The 17882-nt window shown below is 64.3% G+C and carries 21 protein-coding genes and 1 pseudogene; 10 read left to right on the top strand and 12 right to left on the bottom strand.

Features of this window, described 5'->3' with window-relative positions; translation table 11 throughout:
- The 6 genes and pseudogenes from ABID26_RS36010 to rpsP all read left to right on the top strand — a co-directional run.
- Positions 1-129: pseudogene (locus tag ABID26_RS36010) on the top strand (IS110 family transposase); the annotation flags it as partial.
- A gap of 219 nt (positions 130-348) precedes the next feature.
- Positions 349-1290 (top strand): CPBP family intramembrane glutamic endopeptidase, encoded by a 942-nt coding sequence (locus tag ABID26_RS36005; protein WP_292375236.1) that lies wholly within the window; start codon positions 349-351, stop codon positions 1288-1290.
- A gap of 67 nt (positions 1291-1357) precedes the next feature.
- Positions 1358-2299 carry a glycosyltransferase gene (locus ABID26_RS36000; protein ID WP_292375233.1) on the top strand — a complete coding sequence of 314 codons (942 nt, stop codon included), beginning with the start codon at positions 1358-1360 and terminating at the stop codon, positions 2297-2299.
- Positions 2300-2745: 446 nt separating this feature from the next.
- A complete protein-coding gene (gene ffh, locus ABID26_RS35995) occupies positions 2746-4335 on the top strand; it encodes a signal recognition particle protein (RefSeq protein ID WP_292375231.1) in 1590 nt (529 codons plus the stop codon).
- Positions 4336-4342: 7 nt separating this feature from the next.
- Entirely contained in the window at positions 4343-4669 is a 327-nt protein-coding gene (locus tag ABID26_RS35990; RefSeq protein WP_126097097.1) for a chorismate mutase, read from the top strand.
- 50 nt (positions 4670-4719) lie between these two features.
- Positions 4720-5121, top strand: a complete 402-nt coding sequence (gene rpsP, locus ABID26_RS35985) for a 30S ribosomal protein S16 (protein ID WP_292375228.1) — start codon at positions 4720-4722, stop codon at positions 5119-5121.
- Positions 5122-5287: 166 nt separating this feature from the next.
- On the opposite strand, the gene ABID26_RS35980 is transcribed toward rpsP, so the two are convergent.
- The 5 genes from ABID26_RS35980 to ABID26_RS35960 form a co-directional block, all read right to left on the bottom strand.
- Entirely contained in the window at positions 5288-5551 is a 264-nt protein-coding gene (locus ABID26_RS35980; protein WP_126097095.1) for a YMGG-like glycine zipper-containing protein, read from the bottom strand.
- Positions 5552-5701: 150 nt separating this feature from the next.
- The gene (locus ABID26_RS35975) at positions 5702-6229 is read right to left on the bottom strand and encodes an SRPBCC family protein (RefSeq protein WP_292342141.1); all 528 of its coding nucleotides are present in this window, start codon (positions 6227-6229) and stop codon (positions 5702-5704) included.
- A gap of 14 nt (positions 6230-6243) precedes the next feature.
- Entirely contained in the window at positions 6244-6660 is a 417-nt protein-coding gene (locus ABID26_RS35970; protein WP_292375225.1) for a DoxX family protein, read from the bottom strand.
- A 235-nt stretch (positions 6661-6895) separates the two neighbouring features.
- The gene (locus ABID26_RS35965; RefSeq protein WP_292375222.1) at positions 6896-7387 is read right to left on the bottom strand and encodes an SRPBCC domain-containing protein; all 492 of its coding nucleotides are present in this window, start codon (positions 7385-7387) and stop codon (positions 6896-6898) included.
- Between the two features lie 74 nt (positions 7388-7461).
- On the bottom strand, positions 7462-7809 hold the full coding sequence (locus tag ABID26_RS35960; RefSeq protein WP_126097091.1) for an ArsR/SmtB family transcription factor: 348 nt from the start codon (positions 7807-7809) through the stop codon (positions 7462-7464).
- A gap of 250 nt (positions 7810-8059) precedes the next feature.
- Between ABID26_RS35960 and ABID26_RS35955 the strand changes: the two genes are divergently transcribed.
- Entirely contained in the window at positions 8060-8467 is a 408-nt protein-coding gene (locus ABID26_RS35955; RefSeq protein WP_292375218.1) for an ACT domain-containing protein, read from the top strand.
- Positions 8468-8588: 121 nt separating this feature from the next.
- Here the strand turns inward: ABID26_RS35955 and ABID26_RS35950 are convergent, their stop codons facing one another.
- Entirely contained in the window at positions 8589-9623 is a 1035-nt protein-coding gene (locus ABID26_RS35950; RefSeq protein WP_292375214.1) for an aspartate-semialdehyde dehydrogenase, read from the bottom strand.
- Positions 9624-9730: 107 nt separating this feature from the next.
- Positions 9731-9862 carry a hypothetical protein gene (locus ABID26_RS35945; protein ID WP_281058895.1) on the bottom strand — a complete coding sequence of 44 codons (132 nt, stop codon included), beginning with the start codon at positions 9860-9862 and terminating at the stop codon, positions 9731-9733.
- A gap of 425 nt (positions 9863-10287) precedes the next feature.
- Here ABID26_RS35945 and ABID26_RS35940 point away from each other — a divergent pair, with 425 nt between their 5' ends.
- The 3 genes from ABID26_RS35940 (at position 10288) to ABID26_RS35930 (ending at position 13946) form a co-directional block, all read left to right on the top strand.
- On the top strand, positions 10288-12132 hold the full coding sequence (locus ABID26_RS35940; RefSeq protein WP_292375211.1) for a DEAD/DEAH box helicase: 1845 nt from the start codon (positions 10288-10290) through the stop codon (positions 12130-12132).
- Positions 12133-12505: 373 nt separating this feature from the next.
- The gene (locus tag ABID26_RS35935) at positions 12506-13213 is read left to right on the top strand and encodes a DUF805 domain-containing protein (protein ID WP_126097087.1); all 708 of its coding nucleotides are present in this window, start codon (positions 12506-12508) and stop codon (positions 13211-13213) included.
- Positions 13214-13286: 73 nt separating this feature from the next.
- Positions 13287-13946 (top strand): DUF805 domain-containing protein, encoded by a 660-nt coding sequence (locus tag ABID26_RS35930; RefSeq protein WP_354418227.1) that lies wholly within the window; start codon positions 13287-13289, stop codon positions 13944-13946.
- Here ABID26_RS35930 and ABID26_RS35925 read toward each other — a convergent pair.
- The 5 genes from ABID26_RS35925 to ABID26_RS35905 form a co-directional block, all read right to left on the bottom strand.
- Positions 13936-14421 carry a GNAT family N-acetyltransferase gene (locus tag ABID26_RS35925; protein WP_126097085.1) on the bottom strand — a complete coding sequence of 162 codons (486 nt, stop codon included), beginning with the start codon at positions 14419-14421 and terminating at the stop codon, positions 13936-13938. The two genes, ABID26_RS35930 and ABID26_RS35925, sit on opposite strands and share 11 nt — an antisense overlap.
- A gap of 5 nt (positions 14422-14426) precedes the next feature.
- A complete protein-coding gene (gene leuB, locus ABID26_RS35920; protein ID WP_126097084.1) occupies positions 14427-15530 on the bottom strand; it encodes a 3-isopropylmalate dehydrogenase in 1104 nt (367 codons plus the stop codon).
- A 285-nt stretch (positions 15531-15815) separates the two neighbouring features.
- A complete protein-coding gene (locus ABID26_RS35915; protein WP_126097083.1) occupies positions 15816-16166 on the bottom strand; it encodes a VOC family protein in 351 nt (116 codons plus the stop codon).
- A gap of 12 nt (positions 16167-16178) precedes the next feature.
- On the bottom strand, positions 16179-16562 hold the full coding sequence (locus ABID26_RS35910) for a RidA family protein (RefSeq protein WP_126097082.1): 384 nt from the start codon (positions 16560-16562) through the stop codon (positions 16179-16181).
- Positions 16563-16895: 333 nt separating this feature from the next.
- Positions 16896-17834, bottom strand: a complete 939-nt coding sequence (locus tag ABID26_RS35905) for a hypothetical protein (RefSeq protein WP_126097081.1) — start codon at positions 17832-17834, stop codon at positions 16896-16898.
- Positions 17835-17882: the final 48 nt, after the last annotated feature.

Genomic DNA, 17882 nt, shown 5'->3' with positions numbered 1-17882 from the left:
TTCGCAGCCTTCTACAAACGCCTCCGCGCCAACGGCAAAAAGCCAATGGTGGCCATCGCCGCCGTCATGCGAAAGATCATCGTCACCCTAAACGCTAGGCTCAGAGACGCCGCCATTCCTCAGAGTTGATGACGATCGCGACGGGCGTTCTGGCTAGTCCCTCGACTGTGGAATCTGCGCCGAATTGTTCCGTGGTACAACTTCAATGTTCTTTACAGCCGTAGCGGTCCAATCCCGCCGTGAGGTCTAACAACAGACGGATTGCGCGCAAAGCGCCGATCCCCTAGATCATGCGACCCTTGAGCAACTCCAGCGGAATTGCTCTAAGCGCCCGGCAGGGGGACCCGAGTGATCTTCGACAGTACCGCCTTCGAGCGCTACCGCCGCTCGCCGAACGAAAAGACCACCTTGCTGCGCCTGCTGCTCGGAACGGCAATCGTCATTGCCTTCTGGATGACTATGACGGCTCTCGTGCTTTTTGCCGGCACCTACGCATACATCGTCTGGCGTCTGCCCGGTCCCTCGACCGGCCGGTACATGCAGGACTTCCTGGCATCGCCCGTCGGCATCCTCACCGCGCTGACGTCGTTTGCCGGCATCTGGATCGGCATCTGGGTGGCGATGCGCTTGGTGCATGGCGAGCCGCTCTCGGCGCTGATCGGCACCGGCCGCCGCATCTCGCGCGGCGGTTTCCTCAAAGGCCTGGTCGCGGTTCTGATCACGTCGTTGTTCTCCGAGGTCCTGCTCTATTGGCTGCAGCCGGAGGTCGCCCGCGGATCGATCGCGTTCTCGTCCTGGCTGCTCTTCCTTGTCCCGATAATGCTCCTCGCCTTTCTGCAGACCTCCTCGGAGGAGGCTCTGTTCCGCGGTTATCTGCTGCGCGGCCTCGCCAGCAGACTCGGTAGCCCGCTGATCTGGGCGGCGCTGCCGGGGCTGCTGTTCACCGCGCTGCACTGGAGCTCGGCCTCGACGCTTGCCATCAATGCCTGCGTGCTGGTCTCGATCGCCGCATTCGCGCTGCTGCTCACGCTGTTGGTCTACGCGACCGGCAATCTGGGCGCCGCCTTCGGCGCCCATCTCGGCAACAACCTGACCGGCTTCCTGCTGATCTCGCACCAGGAAAGCTACAATTCCTTCGCCCTGTTCAACGCCAAGCCGCTCGAAGGCGCCGGCTGGACGAATTGGGACGCCGTTCTCATCGCCGCGATCGGCATCGCAAGCACCCTGCTGACGATGCTCCTGCTTTTGCACCGCCGCTCGCCGCTGAAGGTCGGGCCGGACCGATCATGATCCCAAAAAGTGGAAACCAGCTCTTGGACGGGATCATGCTCAAGCAGAAAGCCGAAAGGCTCGCCTGATGCGCATCACGCTGGTGGCGGAACGCACCATCCCTTGCAAAGGTTATGGCGGCACCGAGCGTCTGGTCGACTGGCTGGCTCATGAGTTTTCGCGCCGCGGCCACCAAGTCGTCCTGATCGCCGGCCGCGGCTCGAGCCATCCACTTTGCGAAGTGCGGCAGGCATCTTCGGCCGCCGAATGCCGTGCCGCGATTCCGGCCGACACCGACATCGTGCACTTCAATGGCTGGTACACTGAGGCGCCGCGCCCGGCGCTCTATACGATGCACGGCTTTGCCCCGGAATTCCCGAAAAACGGGCAGAACTGGAACTTCGTCAGCGCCAGCCATGCGCGCAATCACGGACGGCAAACCTTCGTCTACAACGGCTTTCCGCTCGACGCCTATCGCCTGTCCGCCACCAAGACGAGCCGGCTTTTGTTTCTGGCCGGCATCGCGCGCGCCGGCAAGAATCTCAACCGGGCCGTCGATCTCGCCAGGTCCTTCGATTTCCAGCTCGACATCGCCGGCGGCTCGCGCTGGCAACTCCTGCAGCGCACGAAGGTCCGCCGTCAGGGCGTCTTCTTCAAGAGCTTGGGGCCCCGCTTCCGCTACCACGGCACCGTCGACGGCGATAAGAAGCTGCGCCTGCTCGGCGAGGCCAAGGCCTTCCTCAACCCGATCGCCTGGGAAGAGCCGTTCGGCATGGCGCCGGTCGAAGCGATGCTGTGCGGCACGCCGGTGCTGACGACGCCGTACGGCGCGCTGCCGGAAATCGTCGACGATGCCACCGGATGCCTCTTCGATACCGATGCCGAGTTCGCGCAGGCCTTCGCCGACATAGCCGTGCTTTCGCCCGAACGGTGCCGCGAATCCGCCGCGGACCGGTTTCCCATCGCCAGGACCGCGCAAGGATATCTCGAGCTTTACAGGCGCATCCTCGACGGGGAGGCGCTGGCTTGAACTTGCTACTGACGGCGGCCAACTGTTGAAGTCGGCGCCGCCCCTCATCCGCCTGCCGGCACCTTCTCCCCGTGAAAAACGGGGAGAAGGAACATGCTCCAGCGCTGGCGACCCCCTCTCCCCGTTCTTCACGGGGAGAGGGTAAGGGTGAGGGGCAGCGCCAACTTCAAGCGATTACGCAAGGCACCTTATCACTCGGTACCTTGACTCTTCGGCCGATTTCCTGTCTAGACGCGCACGAATTCCGCGACGAGTACACTTTCGCGAAAGCCGACCAGGACGCCGAAGCCTCTTTGAGGCGAGTGCTGTAAAGAGATCCTGGAGGCCAACACCCGGCAGCGCGATGCGCCCCCGGGTGCTTTTTGGCTTTGGGCTTTTGCTTGGCGACCCGGCGCGAACGCACTACCTCTCGGGCATCATCCGGATGCCAGGGAAAAGGAAAGAGAATGTTTGAATCACTCCAGGAACGCCTTGGTTCGATCCTGAACGGCCTGACCGGCCGCGGCGCGCTGTCCGAGGCGGATGTCTCGGCGGCACTGCGCGAGGTGCGCCGGGCGCTGCTCGAGGCGGACGTCGCGCTGGAGGTGGTGCGTTCCTTCACCGACAAGGTGCGCGCGAAGGCGGTCGGCGCGGCGGTGCTGAAGTCGATCAAGCCCGGCCAGATGGTCGTCAAGATCGTCCATGACGAGCTGGTCGACATGTTGGGCGCCGAGGGCGTCGCCATCGACCTCAACGCGCCGGCGCCCGTCGTCGTCATGATGGTCGGCCTGCAGGGCTCCGGCAAGACGACGACCTCGGCCAAGATCGCCAAGCGCCTGACCGAGCGCCAGAACAAGAAGGTCCTGATGGCCTCGCTCGACACGCGGCGTCCGGCCGCGCAGGAGCAGTTGCGCCAGCTCGGCGAGCAGGTAAAGGTCGCGACGCTGCCGATCATCGCCGGTCAGAGCCCGGTCGACATCGCCAAGCGCGCTGTGCAGGCGGCCAGGCTCGGCGGCCATGACGTCGTCATCCTCGACACCGCCGGCCGCACCCATATCGACGAGCCGCTGATGGTCGAGATGGCCGACATCAAGAAGGTGTCGTCGCCGCATGAGATCCTGCTGGTCGCCGATTCGCTCACCGGCCAGGACGCCGTGAACCTGGCAAAAAGCTTCGACGAGCGCGTCGGCATCACCGGCCTGGTGCTGACCCGCATGGACGGCGACGGTCGCGGCGGCGCCGCGCTTTCGATGCGCGCCGTCACCGGCAAGCCGATCAAGCTGATCGGCACCGGCGAAAAGATGGACGGGCTGGAGGAATTCCACCCCAAGCGCATCGCCGACCGCATTCTCGGCATGGGCGACATCGTCAGCCTTGTCGAGAAAGCCGCCGAAACCATCGACGCCGAGCAGGCGGCGGCGATGGCCAGGAAGATGCAGTCGGGCAAGTTCGACCTGAACGACCTTGCCGCGCAGCTTCAGCAGATGTCGAAGATGGGTGGCATGGGCGGCATCATGGGCATGATGCCCGGCATGGGCAAGATGAAGGACCAGTTGGCCGCGGCCGGCTTCGACGACAAGATGTTCCGCCGCCAGCTCGCCATCATCTCCTCGATGACCAAGGCGGAGCGGGCGAACCCCGACCTTCTGAAGCACTCGCGCAAGAAGCGCATCGCCGCCGGCTCCGGCACGGACGCGGCCGAGATCAACAAGCTCCTGAAGATGCATCGCGGCATGGCCGACATGATGAAGGCGATGGGCGGCAAGGGCAAAGGCGGCGGCATGATGCGCGGCATGATGGGCGGCCTTGCCTCGAAAATGGGCCTTGGCGGCATGATGCCCGGCGGCATGCCCGATCTGTCGAAGATGGATCCCAAGCAACTCGAGGCGCTGCAGAAACAGGCACAGGCTGCCGGTCTCGGCAAAGGCTTGCCTGGCGGGTTGCCCGGCGGACTTCCCGGTGGCGGCGGATTGCCGGGCCTGCCCGGCGGCATGAAGTTGCCGGGACTTCCCGGCCTCGGCGGCGGCGGGCTGCCTGGTCTTGGGAAAAAGAAGTGAGGGGGCGATGAACGAGGAGAAGGACATGGCCGACGCACGCGCCGTTCTGGCGGGCTACCGCGCTTCGATCGACAACATCGACGCCGCCCTCATCCATATGCTGGCCGAGCGCTTCCGCTGCACCAAGGCGGTCGGTGTGCTGAAGGCCGAGCATGGCCTGCCGCCCGCCGATCCGGCGCGCGAGCAGCAGCAGATCGCCCGCCTCCGCCAACTGGCGAAGGATGCCCATCTCGACCCGGACTTCGCGGAAAAATTCCTCAACTTTGTGGTCCGCGAAGTGATCCGGCATCACGAGCAGATCGCCGCTAACAACGGCGTAACGAAAGCCGGCTGAGAACCAGCCTTGACCCGATCAACGACATCAGAGCTTTTTAGGAGAAAACAATGGCACTGAAGATCAGACTGGCCCGTGCGGGCTCGAAGAAGCGTCCCTATTACCACGTCGTCGTCGCCGACGCCCGTTCGCCGCGCGACGGCCGTTTCATCGAGGCGCTCGGCTCGTGGAACCCGCTGCTGCCGAAGGACGGCGAACGCGTCAAGGTCGACGCCGACCGCGTCAAGCACTGGCTGTCGCACGGCGCCCAGCCGACCGACCGCGTGCTGCGCTTCCTCGACGAGGCCGGCCTTGCCAAGCGTCCGGCCCGCTCGAACCCGGCGAAGGCCCTGCCCGGCAAGAAGGCGCAGGAGCGCGCCGCGCTGCTGAAAAAGGCCCAGGAAGACGCCGCTGCGGCCGTTGCCGCTGCGACCGCCGCGCCGGCCGAGGCGGAAGCCGCTACCGCAGAGTAATTCCTGCCTTTCACAATGCATGTCGCCCAAAAGTGCGCAGCGGTTTTGGGAAAACGACATGCATCAAAACAAAAACTTAAAGCGCGTCGCCTGAATCCGCTTCAGTGCGACGCGCTTTTACGAAAACGGCGGGTCTTTGCCCGCCGTTTTTCTTTGGTTTGATGCCTCAATAGCCTGACGGGCAACGCGCGATGTAGACGCGCCCGTAGCGGTCGCGGTAGCGGCACTGGCCTCTCTCGCTGGCACGGCCGATCAGAGCGCCGGCCACCGCGCCGACGGCGCCGCCGACCACCGCGCCCTGAACCGGCTCGTTGGCGACAGCCGCGCCGACGGCCGCACCGCCCAGACCGCCGATCGCGGCACCTTTTTCCGTTTGCGAGCACGCGCCGAGCGCTGTCGCCAACACCAGAATGACCATCGCTTTCTTCATTGTGGTTCCTCTCACGCGGATCGCCGTCCTCGCCGCCATGTCTTTAACTCGCAAACGGCTAATTTGATCCCGGGGCAACGGAGATTGGCGCTTCGAGTGCCTGCGCCGGTTGCGCCGGCACACCACGATGCCATTGAAATCACCAATGATTTACCGTTCTGTGGCGCGTTTCAGATTGTCGAGCCCAGCCTCGAAATCCTTGCCGATCAGTTTATCGAAATTCATGAACAGGCCCATCAGCTTGGCGATGAACGGCCGGCCGCCGCGCATCGCCCAGGTGACCGTGGTGCCGCTGCCCGACGGGGTCAAAGTGAAGTCGACGGTGTTGTTGGCCCGGAACGGCTTCTCGAAATCGAGTTTTAGCGAGACCAGCGACGACGGCACCGAATTGGTGATCTCCATCCGGCCCTTTCCGGCCTTGGAATTGCCTTCCCAGGCATAGGCCGCGCCCTTGCCGCTGGCGGTGCCGGAGAGCGTGCGCTTCATCTGCGAATCGAGCTTTTCGAAGGGCGACCATTCGGGCCAGCGCTTGAAGTCGTCGATCAGCGGGAAGATCGCCTCGGCCGGCGCCTTGATGCTGGCGGACCGGCTGACGACGAAATCGTTCGGCCGTGTCGCGGCATAGATGAGCACGGCCGCTATGATGACGACCAGGATGATGAGGATGGCGGCGAGCATCTTTTTCTCCTCCCTTATCGCGTCAACGGGATCAGCGCGCGCAGCTTGGGGTTCCTTAGGAACAAGCCGGCCCATAGGATGATACCGAGATAGACGCCGAACAGCGTATGGGAGAAAAGCGGGCTGTCGACCCGCACCTTGGTGGCGATGGCGCCGCCCATGTACGCGGTGAGCAGGATAGCGCCGAGCACAGAGGTGCGCGGCAGCGCGTAGAGCGCCGTCGAAATCAGTCCTATGATACCGAGCATACGCGCGACATTGGGATCCGCCGGCCAGCCGAGCTCCACCATCGTCTGGGTGACGATGTCGAGCGGCGGCAGCTTGATCACGCCGTCGAAGATCATGAACAGCACGATGAGGCCGCTGAGCGCACGGCCAATCCACAGTGTGGCACTCGACGAGGCAGGCGCGATTTGAGGTACGGTCTGCATTGGAATCCTCCGATTTTGCGACAGCGCCGCACGTTCCTTCGGACACGCAAAGGACGCTGTAAACTTTGGTTTTGCGCAAGATCCTTACCGAAGATCGTCTCCGATCCGAGTCATGCGCGAGCCCCATGCGGGGTCGAGCCAAGGACGTAGCGCGTATCGATGATCCGACACGCCCGGGATTCTTTGTTTACGCCAGGCGCGGCGACCATCGCCGCCGCGCCTGCACGGATCCTGCTCAGAGCGTCTTGAGATAGGCATCCAGCCGCGCGTAGCTCGACATGACCATCTGGCCAAAGCCCATCTTCACCGCCATGTCGCGTGCAGCGATCGAGTTGGCGCGAACGGTCGCTACGATTCGTGTCTTGCCGCCGAAATCCTCGAACAGGATGGTCGTCACCATATTGGGTGGTGGCAAGGTATCCTGCCACTGGCTGCGGTCGAATGGCGCGTCGCGATAGACGATCCGCTCCGGGGGAGCGATCTCCAGATAGACACTGTTGGTCGGGTATTCGCTGCCATCGGCGAAACGCATGGTCAGGCGCCATTCGCCGCCTGGCCGCGCATCCATCTCGCAGACCGGGTAAGTCGACCCTTCTGGCCCCCAGAACCGGACCAGATGGTAGGGGTCGGTGAACAGCTTGAACATCAGCGAGCGTGGCGCATCAAAGGTTCGGGTGATGATGATCACCGGGTCGTCGGATGGAAGTTCGATCTTCTGATCTGTCATTTTCCCCTCTCGATTGTCTTGACAGGACAAGGCAGTTTCAAGCCGCGCATAAGCGGCGCGCTAGTTCGCCGGCATCAATTTCGGTCTCCGCCCGAGTCCCCCGCCTGCAAGGTTTGCAGATAGGTTTCGAGCCGATCGAAGCGGGCGTCCCACAAGGCGCGATAGGATTCCAACCATTCATCGATGGCACGCAACGGCTCCGGCTGTAGACGGCGCGGCCGAAACTGCGCGTCGCGGCCACGCGCCACTAGCCCCGCGCGCTCCAGCACCTTGAGGTGCTTCGAGACTGCCGGAAAGCTCATGGCGAACGGCTCCGCCAGCTCGGTCACCGAGGCTTCGCCAAGCGACAGGCGCGCCAGGATGGCGCGCCGTGTCGGATCGGCAAGCGCCGCTAATGTGAGGCTGAGGCTGTCGGTCGCCAAGGCTATAAAACCATTTAGTTATGTAACTTATCGGTTCTATAAGAGGTAACGAAGAGCGCGTCAAGTGCCGCAGATTGAAACTAGCTGAACGGATGTCCGGTCCGCCTCAATCAGCCGAGCGGACTGCCTACTCGAGACAGGTCGCAGCAGGCTGACCCGCGAGGACTATCGGAAATCGGCGACAAATGGACTATTGGCAAAGGCAATCCGGGAGCATGACACTGCCAGCAGCACCATCCGGGGAGAATCGATGACCGGCGAGACCGACCTGCAAAGACTGCTGGCTTCGATGAAGCCGGAATTGCTTCCAGGTGTCCATGTTTTCGCAACACTGCCGCCCGGCACGTCCCTGCCAGGAAACCTCAAGCCCGTCATGATCTTTCGCGAGCGGGAAGGCCTGACGCTGATCGTGACGGAGGACGAGGCGAAATCAGGCGGCCTAGCCGGCACGTTCCGCTGCCGGATGATCACGCTGAACATCCATTCCTCGCTGGAGGCGGTCGGCTTTCTGGCTGCGATCACGACGCGGCTGGCCGCGGCCGGCATGGGCGTCAATCCGGTCTCGGCTTTTTATCATGACCATCTGTTCGTCCCCGCCGATCGGGCAGAGGAGGCACTCGCCATCCTACGGCAGCTTGCGGCGGATAGCGGCGACTAACGCCTGAGCACATAGAGGCCCCAATCGGCCGAAGGCCGAGCCCGCGACTGCGGGCCGCCGGTCGTCCGGCGCCCGCGCGGAGGGCCAGCCGCGGCAGCGGCGGTGCGGCCCGTGAGCGAGATCAGGCCGCCTTCTTCTTCGGCTGGATCAAGCCCCGCTCGACCAGCAGTTCGGCGATCTGGACGGCGTTCAGCGCCGCGCCCTTGCGCAGATTGTCGGAGACGACCCACATCGACAGGCCGTTGTCGACGGTCGAGTCCTCGCGGATGCGCGAGATGAAGGTGGCGTCCTCGCCGGCCGATTCGAGCGGCGTGATGTAGCCGCCGTTCTCGCGCTTGTCCAAGACCTGGCAGCCGGGAGCGTCTCGAAGAATTTCCCTCGCCTCGTCCGCCGTGATCGGCTTCTCGAACTCGATGTTGACCGCTTCCGAATGGCCGATGAACACCGGCACGCGCACGCAGGTCGCCGTCAGCTTGATCTTGGGGTCGAGCATCTTCTTGGTCTCGGCGACCATCTTCCACTCTTCCTTGGTGAAGCCGTCGTCGAGGAAGACGTCGATATGCGGAATGACGTTGAAGGCGATGCGCTTGGTGAACTTCTTGACGTCGACCTGGTCGGCGACGAAGACAGCGCGGGTCTGGGTAAAGAGTTCGTCCATGCCTTCCTTGCCGGCGCCCGAAACCGACTGATAGGTGGCGACGACGACGCGCTTGATGGTGGCGACGTCATGCAGCGGCTTCAGCGCAACAACGAGCTGCGCCGTCGAGCAGTTCGGGTTGGCGATGATGTTCTTGCGCGAGAATTGTTCGATGGCGTCTGGATTGACCTCAGGCACGATCAGCGGCACGTCGGGGTCGTAGCGGAAGGCCGAGGAATTATCGATGACGACGCAGCTCTGCTTGCCGATCTTGGGCGACCATTCCTTGGAAACGTTGCCGCCGGCCGACATGACGCAGATGTCGGTGTCGGAAAAGTCGTAGGTGTCGAGCGCCTTGACCTTCAGCGTGCGGTCGCCGAAGGACACCTCGGTGCCCTGGCTGCGCCGTGAGGCCAGCGCCACCACTTCGCTCGCCGGGAAGCCGCGCTCGTCCAGAATGTTGAGCATCTCGCGGCCCACATTGCCCGTGGCGCCGACTACCACAACCTTGAAACTCATCGAAATCTCCTGTCCCTCTCCGCTTGGTTGTTGGAGAAAACCCGCCGGCCTCATGCGGGTTCCGTCCCCCGGGCCGAACCCGGGAGAGGGTGGTTAGGCCAAGGGAATCACACCGTTTTGGTGGTGGTTTTGGCCATGGTTTTGCTGGAACGGACGGACGCGCCGAAGCGCCCGGCCCGATGGTCTGCATCGCGGCTGGGGGCATCGAATGCAAGAAGAGCCATCAGAAGGCCGCGCATCGAAGACGATCCCGTTCGGTGCCGGCTTTTACGCGGTTTGGTAAAAGAGTCAATCGGCGTGGCGCCTCTCCCTTCTCCCCGTCACTATACGGGGAGAAGGTGCCCGAAGGGCGGATGAGGGGCGGCGCTGACTTCGATAGTTAGCTCGTCCGGAAGGGGGGCCAGATGCCTCGCCCCCTCCTCATCATCAACGTTCGCGCTGCCCCTCACCTGCCTGCCGGCATCCTCTCCCCGTAGTGACGGGGAGAGGGGCGCTCTCGCTGGCGGTTTCGCCAACTGCCGGCGCAGCACAGTTACTGCGCTGGTGAAGCCATCCTCTATACAAGTGAGGCCGCAGGAAGTACGAACAGCCCAAATTGTCTGGCAGGCGCAGTGTCGGCCGTGTGCTCACCACAAGCCCAGACCCCGAATTCCGAAAGAAGAAAATGTCCAGTTTCGAAACGATCGTTCCTGCGCTGGCAGAGGCGCTGGAAAAGCGCGGTTATTCAGCGCTGACCGCCGTCCAGAAGGCGGTTCTGGCGCCCGAGCTTGGCCAGGCGGATGCGCTGGTTTCGGCGCAGACCGGTTCCGGCAAGACCGTCGCCTTCGGCCTCGCCATGGCGCCGACCTTGCTCGACGGCGCGCAACGCTTCGCCGCTGCCGGCGCGCCGCTGGGACTGGTGGTGGCGCCGACGCGCGAGCTGGCGCTGCAGGTCAAGCGCGAGCTGGAGTGGCTCTATGAGCTCACCGGCGCCACCGTGGCATCCTGCGTCGGCGGCATGGATATGCGCGGCGAGCGTCGGGCGCTGGAACGCGGCGCCCATATCGTTGTCGGCACGCCTGGACGGCTGCGCGACCACATCACGCGAAACGCGCTCGACATGTCGGCGCTCAAGGCCGTGGTGCTCGACGAGGCCGACGAGATGCTCGATCTCGGCTTTCGCGAGGATCTCGAATTCATCCTCGACGCCGCACCGGCCGAGCGGCGCACGCTGATGTTTTCGGCGACCGTGCCGCGCTCCATCGCCACGCTGGCCAAAAGCTACCAGCGCGATGCCGTGCGCATCTCGGCCGCCGGTGAGGAAAAACAGCATCTCGACATCGAATACCGGGCGCTGAGCGTAGCCCAGGGCGATCGCGAGAACGCCATCATCAACGTGCTGCGCTACTACGAAGCGAAGAACGCGCTGGTGTTCTGCAACACGCGCGCCGCCGTCAATCATCTCACCGCGCGCTTCAACAACCGCAATTTTTCGGTCGTGGCACTTTCGGGCGAGCTCAGCCAGAACGAACGCAGCCACGCGCTGCAGGCGATGCGCGACGGCCGCGCCAAGGTCTGCATCGCAACGGACGTCGCCGCGCGCGGCATCGACCTGCCCAATCTCGACCTGGTGGTCCATGCCGACCTGCCGACCAACCCGGAGACGCTGCTGCATCGCAGCGGACGGACGGGCCGCGCCGGACGAAAAGGGGTGAGCGCGCTGATCGTGCCGGGCAATGCCCGCCGGCGCACCGAAAGGCTGCTGCAAAGCGCAAAGCTGACGGCGACCTGGGCGAGCCCGCCATCGGCCGACGACGTGCTGCGCCGCGACGACGAGCGCATCCTCGCCGACCCCGCCTTCGGGGAGCCTGTGCGCGAGGACGAGCGCGGCTTCATCGCCACACTGCTTGAGAAGCATGGCGCCGAGCAGGTGGCCGCCGCCTTCGCGCGGCTCTGCCGTTCCAGCCGCTCGGCGCCGGAAGAGCTCCTCGAGGTCGCGCCGTTCGCACCATCGGGCGACAAGTTCGCGGGCCGCGACGAAGCTCCTTCTCGCCGCGATGATTTCGGCGACAGCGTCTGGTTCTCGCTGTCGGTGGGACGCCGGCAGAATGCCGAGCCGCGCTGGCTGATCCCGATGCTGTGCCGCACCGGCGGCATCAGCAAGCGCGAGATCGGCGCCATCAAGATGCAGCCCGAAGAAACCTTCGTGCAGGTCGCCGCCAACTGGGCCGACCGCTTCCTCGCCGCGATCGGCCCCGACCGCAAGCTGCAGGGCAGCATCGTGGTCAGGCGGCTCGACGGCGCGCCTGATCTTTCGAGAGCCGGCTATCAGCCGCCACGACCCGACAAGAAGCCGCATCGCGGCAAGCGCGGTTTCGATCAGGGCGGTCCCGGATTCGAGAAGCGGGCGCCGAGCGAGCGTCAACCCGGGACGCCGGACTCAAAACCCTGGGCGAAGAAACCCGGCAAAGCGAAATTCGAGAAGGCCGAACCGACCAAGCACAAAAAGGCAAGGAAACGGCCTGGCTGAGCCCTCGCCCCGATTCAGTGGTCCATAGCCACCCAAGGACTCGCCAGGGCAACGGAACCAACTACAGAAGTCTGCGCCGCCCCTCATCGCCCTGCCGGGCACTTCTCCCCGTATAGTGACGGGGAGAAGGGGGCTGGCCGCGACCTCGGCGCTCTTCTTGCGACATTGGCGATTGGCGAAAGCGGCGACGACAGCGCCCTCTCCCCGTCACTATACGGGGAGAGGATGCCGGCAGGCAGGTGAGGGGCAGCGCCTACGTCGGATAAGCAAAGACGAGGCTTTAGACCTGACCAAATGCTCTCCATTTCCGCATGCCTCTTGCGGTTCGCCGCGACTTTGAACAGTCTAGGCGTGGCGCAAAGGGGGACGGGCAATGCGCGGCGAAGTTCTTCACTATGACGAGCAGCAGGGCTTCGGTTTCATCGCGGGTGCCGACGGCAAGCGCTACACATTCGCGCGCGAGGACCTGCGCCGCGAAATGGCGCTGGCGAGGGGCGACGAGGTCGAGTTCCAGCCGAACGGCGATCGGGCAAGCGGCATCTTGTCTATCCGCGCCCGCATGACCTCTCCCGCAAGGGGCGGCTCGCCGGCTGCTCCCGCCGCACCGCTGCCCGGCAGCGCGCCCGCGCCGGCGCATTTCGGCCGCAACGCCGAGAACGGGACGGCGCAATCCACCGGCCTGTGGAGCTATTTCTGGCGCGGCCTGACGACGAACTACGTCAACTTCTCCGGCCGCGCCCGGCGCAAGGAGTTCTGGGGCTTTTGCCTGTTCTGGACGATCGGCCTTGTTGTCGCCATCGGTGTCGGGCTGTCCGCGGACTTGTCGCGCGGCGATGTCGAGGGCGGCGGCGACGGACCGGTCGTCATGTTCGGCCTTTTCGGTCTTTACGTCCTGCTCACGATCCTGCCCTGGATCGCGCTCATCGTGCGCCGGCTGCACGATCTCGGTCTGACCGGCTGGCTCGCCATCCTCTGCTTCCTGCCCTATGTCGGCGGGCTCGCCACCCTGGTCTTCGCGCTGATCCCGACCCAGGCCGGCGACAACAAATGGGGACCGGTGCCGGCCGGCGTCAGGCTCTAACGGAAAACGTGCACGTTGCAATTTACCGCAACCTTAGGTAGTTTTGCGGGACGCTACGCAAGGGGGAACGGCAATGCGCGGTACGGTGTTTCACTACGACCAGGATCACGACTACGGCTACATCAACGGCGTTGACGGCAAGCGCTACATCTTCAGCCGCGCCGACCTGACCCAGAACATGACCATTTCCAGAGCCATGCCGGTCGAGTTCACGCCGGACGACGGAACGGCGCCCGATATCGTGGCCGCGAGAACAGCCGCAGCGCCGCCAAGCGGCAGTCGGCAGCCTGCGGGCGGCCGCGCCACCGAAAACCGTTCCGCCACGTCGATGGGGCTCTGGGCGTATTTCCTGCGAGCGCTGGGCGATGACTACTTGAATTTCACCGGCCGAGCCCGCCGCAAGGAGTTTTGGGCATTCTATCTCTGGTTCTCCATCTTGTTCGTCGCGCTGTTCGGTTTCGGCATTCTGCTCAACCTGGCGATAAGCGGTTTCGATGACGGTCCAGGGACCTCGATCGGGCACATTCCTGCCCTGCTTTTCGTGCTGGCAGCGATCCTGCCGTCGATCGCGGTCGTCGTGCGGCGTCTGCACGACATCGGGCTGACCGGCTGGCTTGCCTTGCTTTGCTACACTCCGGCTTTGGGCGCCGTGGCCTTTCTCGTCTTCGGTCTTCTTCCCTCTCAATTCAAGGAGAACCGGTGGGGTCCGATGCCGGCTGGTGTCAGGATTTAGCGGCCGTCCTCAGCGCCTCGCCGGACAGCCTGAGGAACACCTTCTGGCTGTGGCGCTCGGCACCGAGCCGGCCGTAGAAGCGCTGCGCGCCTTCGTTCCAGTCTTCGGTCGTCAGATCGATGCGGCCGATGCCCTTGCTGACACAATGATTGGCGAGAAAGCCGATCAGCGCTCGGCCAACGCCTTTGTTGCGGGCGCTGCCGCGCACGAACAGGTCCTTCAGGAACATCAGCCGTTCGAGATCGATGCCGGGATGCGCGATCGCCACCGATGCCAACCCGACAACCGCCCCGTCCGAAAAGGCCATCGCGAAATGCGGATAGGCCGGGCTTTCGTCGCCGAGCCACTGCCTCGCCGTAGCCGTCGCCCGGCCGTGATCGAGCGGCGCCTGCCGATAGTGCGCCGCCATCTCGCAAAGCACGGTGGCGAGCGCCTCGGCGTCTTCGGTCGTCGCCCAGCGGACGTCGACCGCCATTTGAGCTAGCCCAGGAACTTGGCGATGATGGCATCGCCCATTTGGGTGGTGCCGACCTCGGTCATGCCTTCGGACATGATGTCCTTGGTGCGCAGGCCGTCGTCGAGCACGGCGGCGATTGCCGCTTCGAGCTTGTCGGCCTCGGCCACCATGGCGAAGGAATAGCGCAGGCACATAGCGAAGGATGCGATCATCGCGATCGGGTTGGCGATGCCCTTGCCGGCGATGTCGGGCGCCGAGCCGTGCACCGGCTCGTAGAGCGCCTTGCGCTTCTTGGTCTTGACGTCCGGCGCGCCGAGCGAGGCCGAAGGCAGCATGCCGAGCGAGCCCGTCAGCATCGCCGCCACGTCTGACAGCATGTCGCCGAACAGATTGTCGGTGACGATGACGTCGAACTGTTTCGGCCAGCGCACCAGTTGCATGCCGCCGGCGTCGGCCAGCATGTGGTCGAGCTTGACGTCGCTGAATTTGGCCTTGTGCGTCTGGGTGACCACCTCGTTCCACAGCACGCCCGACTTCATGACGTTGCGCTTTTCCATAGAAGTCACATGGTTGCGGCGCGTCCGCGCGAGCTCGAAGGCGATGCCCGAGATGCGCTCGATCTCGAACGTGTCGTAGACCTGCGTGTCGATGCCGCGCTTCTGGCCGTTGCCGAGATCGATGATCTCTTTCGGCTCGCCGAAATAGACGCCGCCGGTGAGCTCGCGCACGATCAATATGTCGAGCCCCTCGACCACCTCTTGCTTGAGCGAGGAGGATGCCGCGAGCGCCGGATAGCAGATCGCCGGGCGAAGATTGGCGAACAGCTCCATGTCCTTGCGCAGCCGCAGCAGTCCGGCCTCGGGGCGCACCTCGTAAGCCACCTTGTCCCATTTCGGCCCGCCGACCGCGCCGAACAGCACGGCGTCCGCGGCAATCGCCTTTGCCATGTCGGCATCGGAGATCGCCGCGCCATGCGCATCGTAGGCTGAGCCGCCGACCAGCCCCTCGTCGGTGACGAAACCGCTGTCGAGCTTCCCGTTCATGGCGGCAATCAGCTTCTTCACCTCGGCCATGGCCTCGGGGCCGATGCCGTCGCCGGCGAGCAGGAAGAGATTTTTCGAAGCCATGGAGAACCGTCCGGGAGAGAGAATTGAACCGCGGCCTTGCTAAACGTCGGGCGGGCTGTGCGCAAGAGGACGAGCGCCGAGATCCTTCACACCCCCCTCTGCCCTGCCGGGCATCTCCCCCGCAAGGGGGGAGATCGATGTCGCGCCGGCTTTCGCTAATCTCCTAACGCCGCAGGAAGAAGCGAGGCGCCGAAACTGCCAATCTCCCCCCTTGCGGGGGAGATGTCCGGCAGGACAGAGGGGGGTGCTGTCCCGCCAGCGTCTCAAAGGAGACGTGCAGCGCACCTACCGGTGCGAGAGAATATTCACCAGCCGGCCGAACGGGTCGCGCACATAGAAACGCCGCACGCCCCAGGGTTCGTCCGCGGGGCCGTATTCGATGGCGAAGCCGGCCTTGCGCATGGCGGCAAACGCCGCATCGACGTCGTCGACCTCGATCGAGAGATCCGGCACCGGCGTGCCGGATCCGCCTTCAGCCATGAAGCTGATCTGGACGGTCATTGTCTCTTGCGAGCCGTAAGTGGCGATCCAGCCTAGATCCATGAGCGGATCGAGGCCGAGCACGTCCTGATAGAAGCGTTTCGCCGCCGCGATATCCTGTGTGGCGATGTTGGCTACGATGCGCCGGACCTGCATGGTTTCAGCTCCTCATGCCGTGCGCTTGAGCGCCGTCACCTCGATCTCGATCTTCATCTCGGGCTTGTTGAGCTGGCAGACGATCATCGTCGCCGCCGGACGGATGTCGCCGAATGCCTCGCCGAGGATTGGGAAGACCACGTCAACATAAGCCTGGTCGGTGACGTAGTAATGCGCCCGCACCACATCGGCCATGTCGAAGCCGCCCTCGGCCAGAGCCTTGGCGATGGTCGCGAGGCAGTTGCGCGTCTGCGCCTCGATAGTCTCCGGCATCGTCATCGTGGCATAGTCGTAGCCGGTCGTTCCCGACACGAAACACCAGTCGCCCTGCACCACCGCGCGGGAGTAACCGGCGGTTTTTTCGAAGGGGGAGCCGGTGGAGATGAGCTTGCGCATGGGGGCCTCGCGTTGGTTGGCATGCATCTAGCAAAAGAAGCGCTGCTGGTCGTGGGCCAGGCAAGGCGGACCATTATCACGAATGCAAACGCAAGCCTCAGAGATTAGCCGAAGCATCCCTCCGGTCGTCATTCCAGGGCGGAGCAAGGAGCGAAGCGACGCGCGCAGACCCTGGAATCCATACCGTGACATCGAGGCGTCGCAGCGGTGCAGAATTCTGGCACGCAGTATTCCTCGGCAACCGTTACGGAATGGATCCTCGGGTCTGCGCTCCGCTGCGCGTCGCTCCGCCCGTGGATGACGAAGCCGCGAGGGCGCACCGTCGCGAAAACCCTAATTCCCCGATCCCTGCGCCTCGTCCAGCGCCTTCTTGATATCCTCCGGCCAGTTCTTCACCGGCGGCCAGGCATCCGGCTCGGGATTGTCGCCGCGGCGGGCGAAATAGACCTTGTGCTTCACCGGGTCGACCGCCATGAAGCCGTCATTGCCGCCGCAGTCATGCGGCACGCAGCCGCTGGCGTAGAAAGCGCCGGAGGCCGTCTTTTCCGTGCCGCCGCCGACCAGCAGGCTGGTCGCCACATCCGGCATGTCCTTGCCGAGCAGCGCCTCTGCCGCCTTGTAGACGGCCTCGTTGTGGAACGCGTCGATGATGTTGTCGTATTTCGACGGATCGACGTCCTTCCAGTCGGTGCCGGGTTCCGGCGAATAGGTGAGCTCGCCCGAGGTCGTCAGCCCGGTGGTCGGCGACCATTGCAGCGCCGGCTTGGAATCGCCCGGCAGGAGGTAGGGCACGAAATAGATGGCGTTGTCGGAGACCGCCGCCGGCGGCGCGCCGCATTCGTCCTGCTCGACCGTGATGGTCTGGATCTCGCCGTCCTTCGGCTTCCAGACGATGACCTTGGCCGGTCCGCACTGGTTGCCGCCGTCGCCGACGTCGACCAGCGCCACGTTGACGTCGCCGATCTTGACGATCCTGTCGAAAAAGACGTCGTAGTTGCTGGCGAGCTCCTTGCCGTCATAGGACAGCACCTTCTCGCCGTCCTGTTCCGGCTGCGTGATGGTGAGCTGGCCACCCTCGAACGGGATCGGCGCCTGGCTGTCATCGTCTGGCGCGGCCGCGTCGTCGCTGCCCGATCCCTGAACGGTCGTTCCCTGGTCGGAAGTTTCAGGCGTCTGCTGGGTGGCGGGCGTTTGTGTCTGCGCGCTTGCGCCGGCCATAGCCAGAAGGATTGCCGCCGAGGCGCAGGCGCCGGCCAGAAGCGAGCGTGTCATGACTGTCCCTCCATTCAGCCGCCGCAAACCCGGCCTGCGAGGGCCGGG

Source organism: Mesorhizobium shonense, from assembly GCF_040545255.1.
GTDB classification, from domain to species: domain Bacteria; phylum Pseudomonadota; class Alphaproteobacteria; order Rhizobiales; family Rhizobiaceae; genus Mesorhizobium; species Mesorhizobium shonense.
This window is presented reverse-complemented; position numbering and strand designations above follow the sequence as displayed.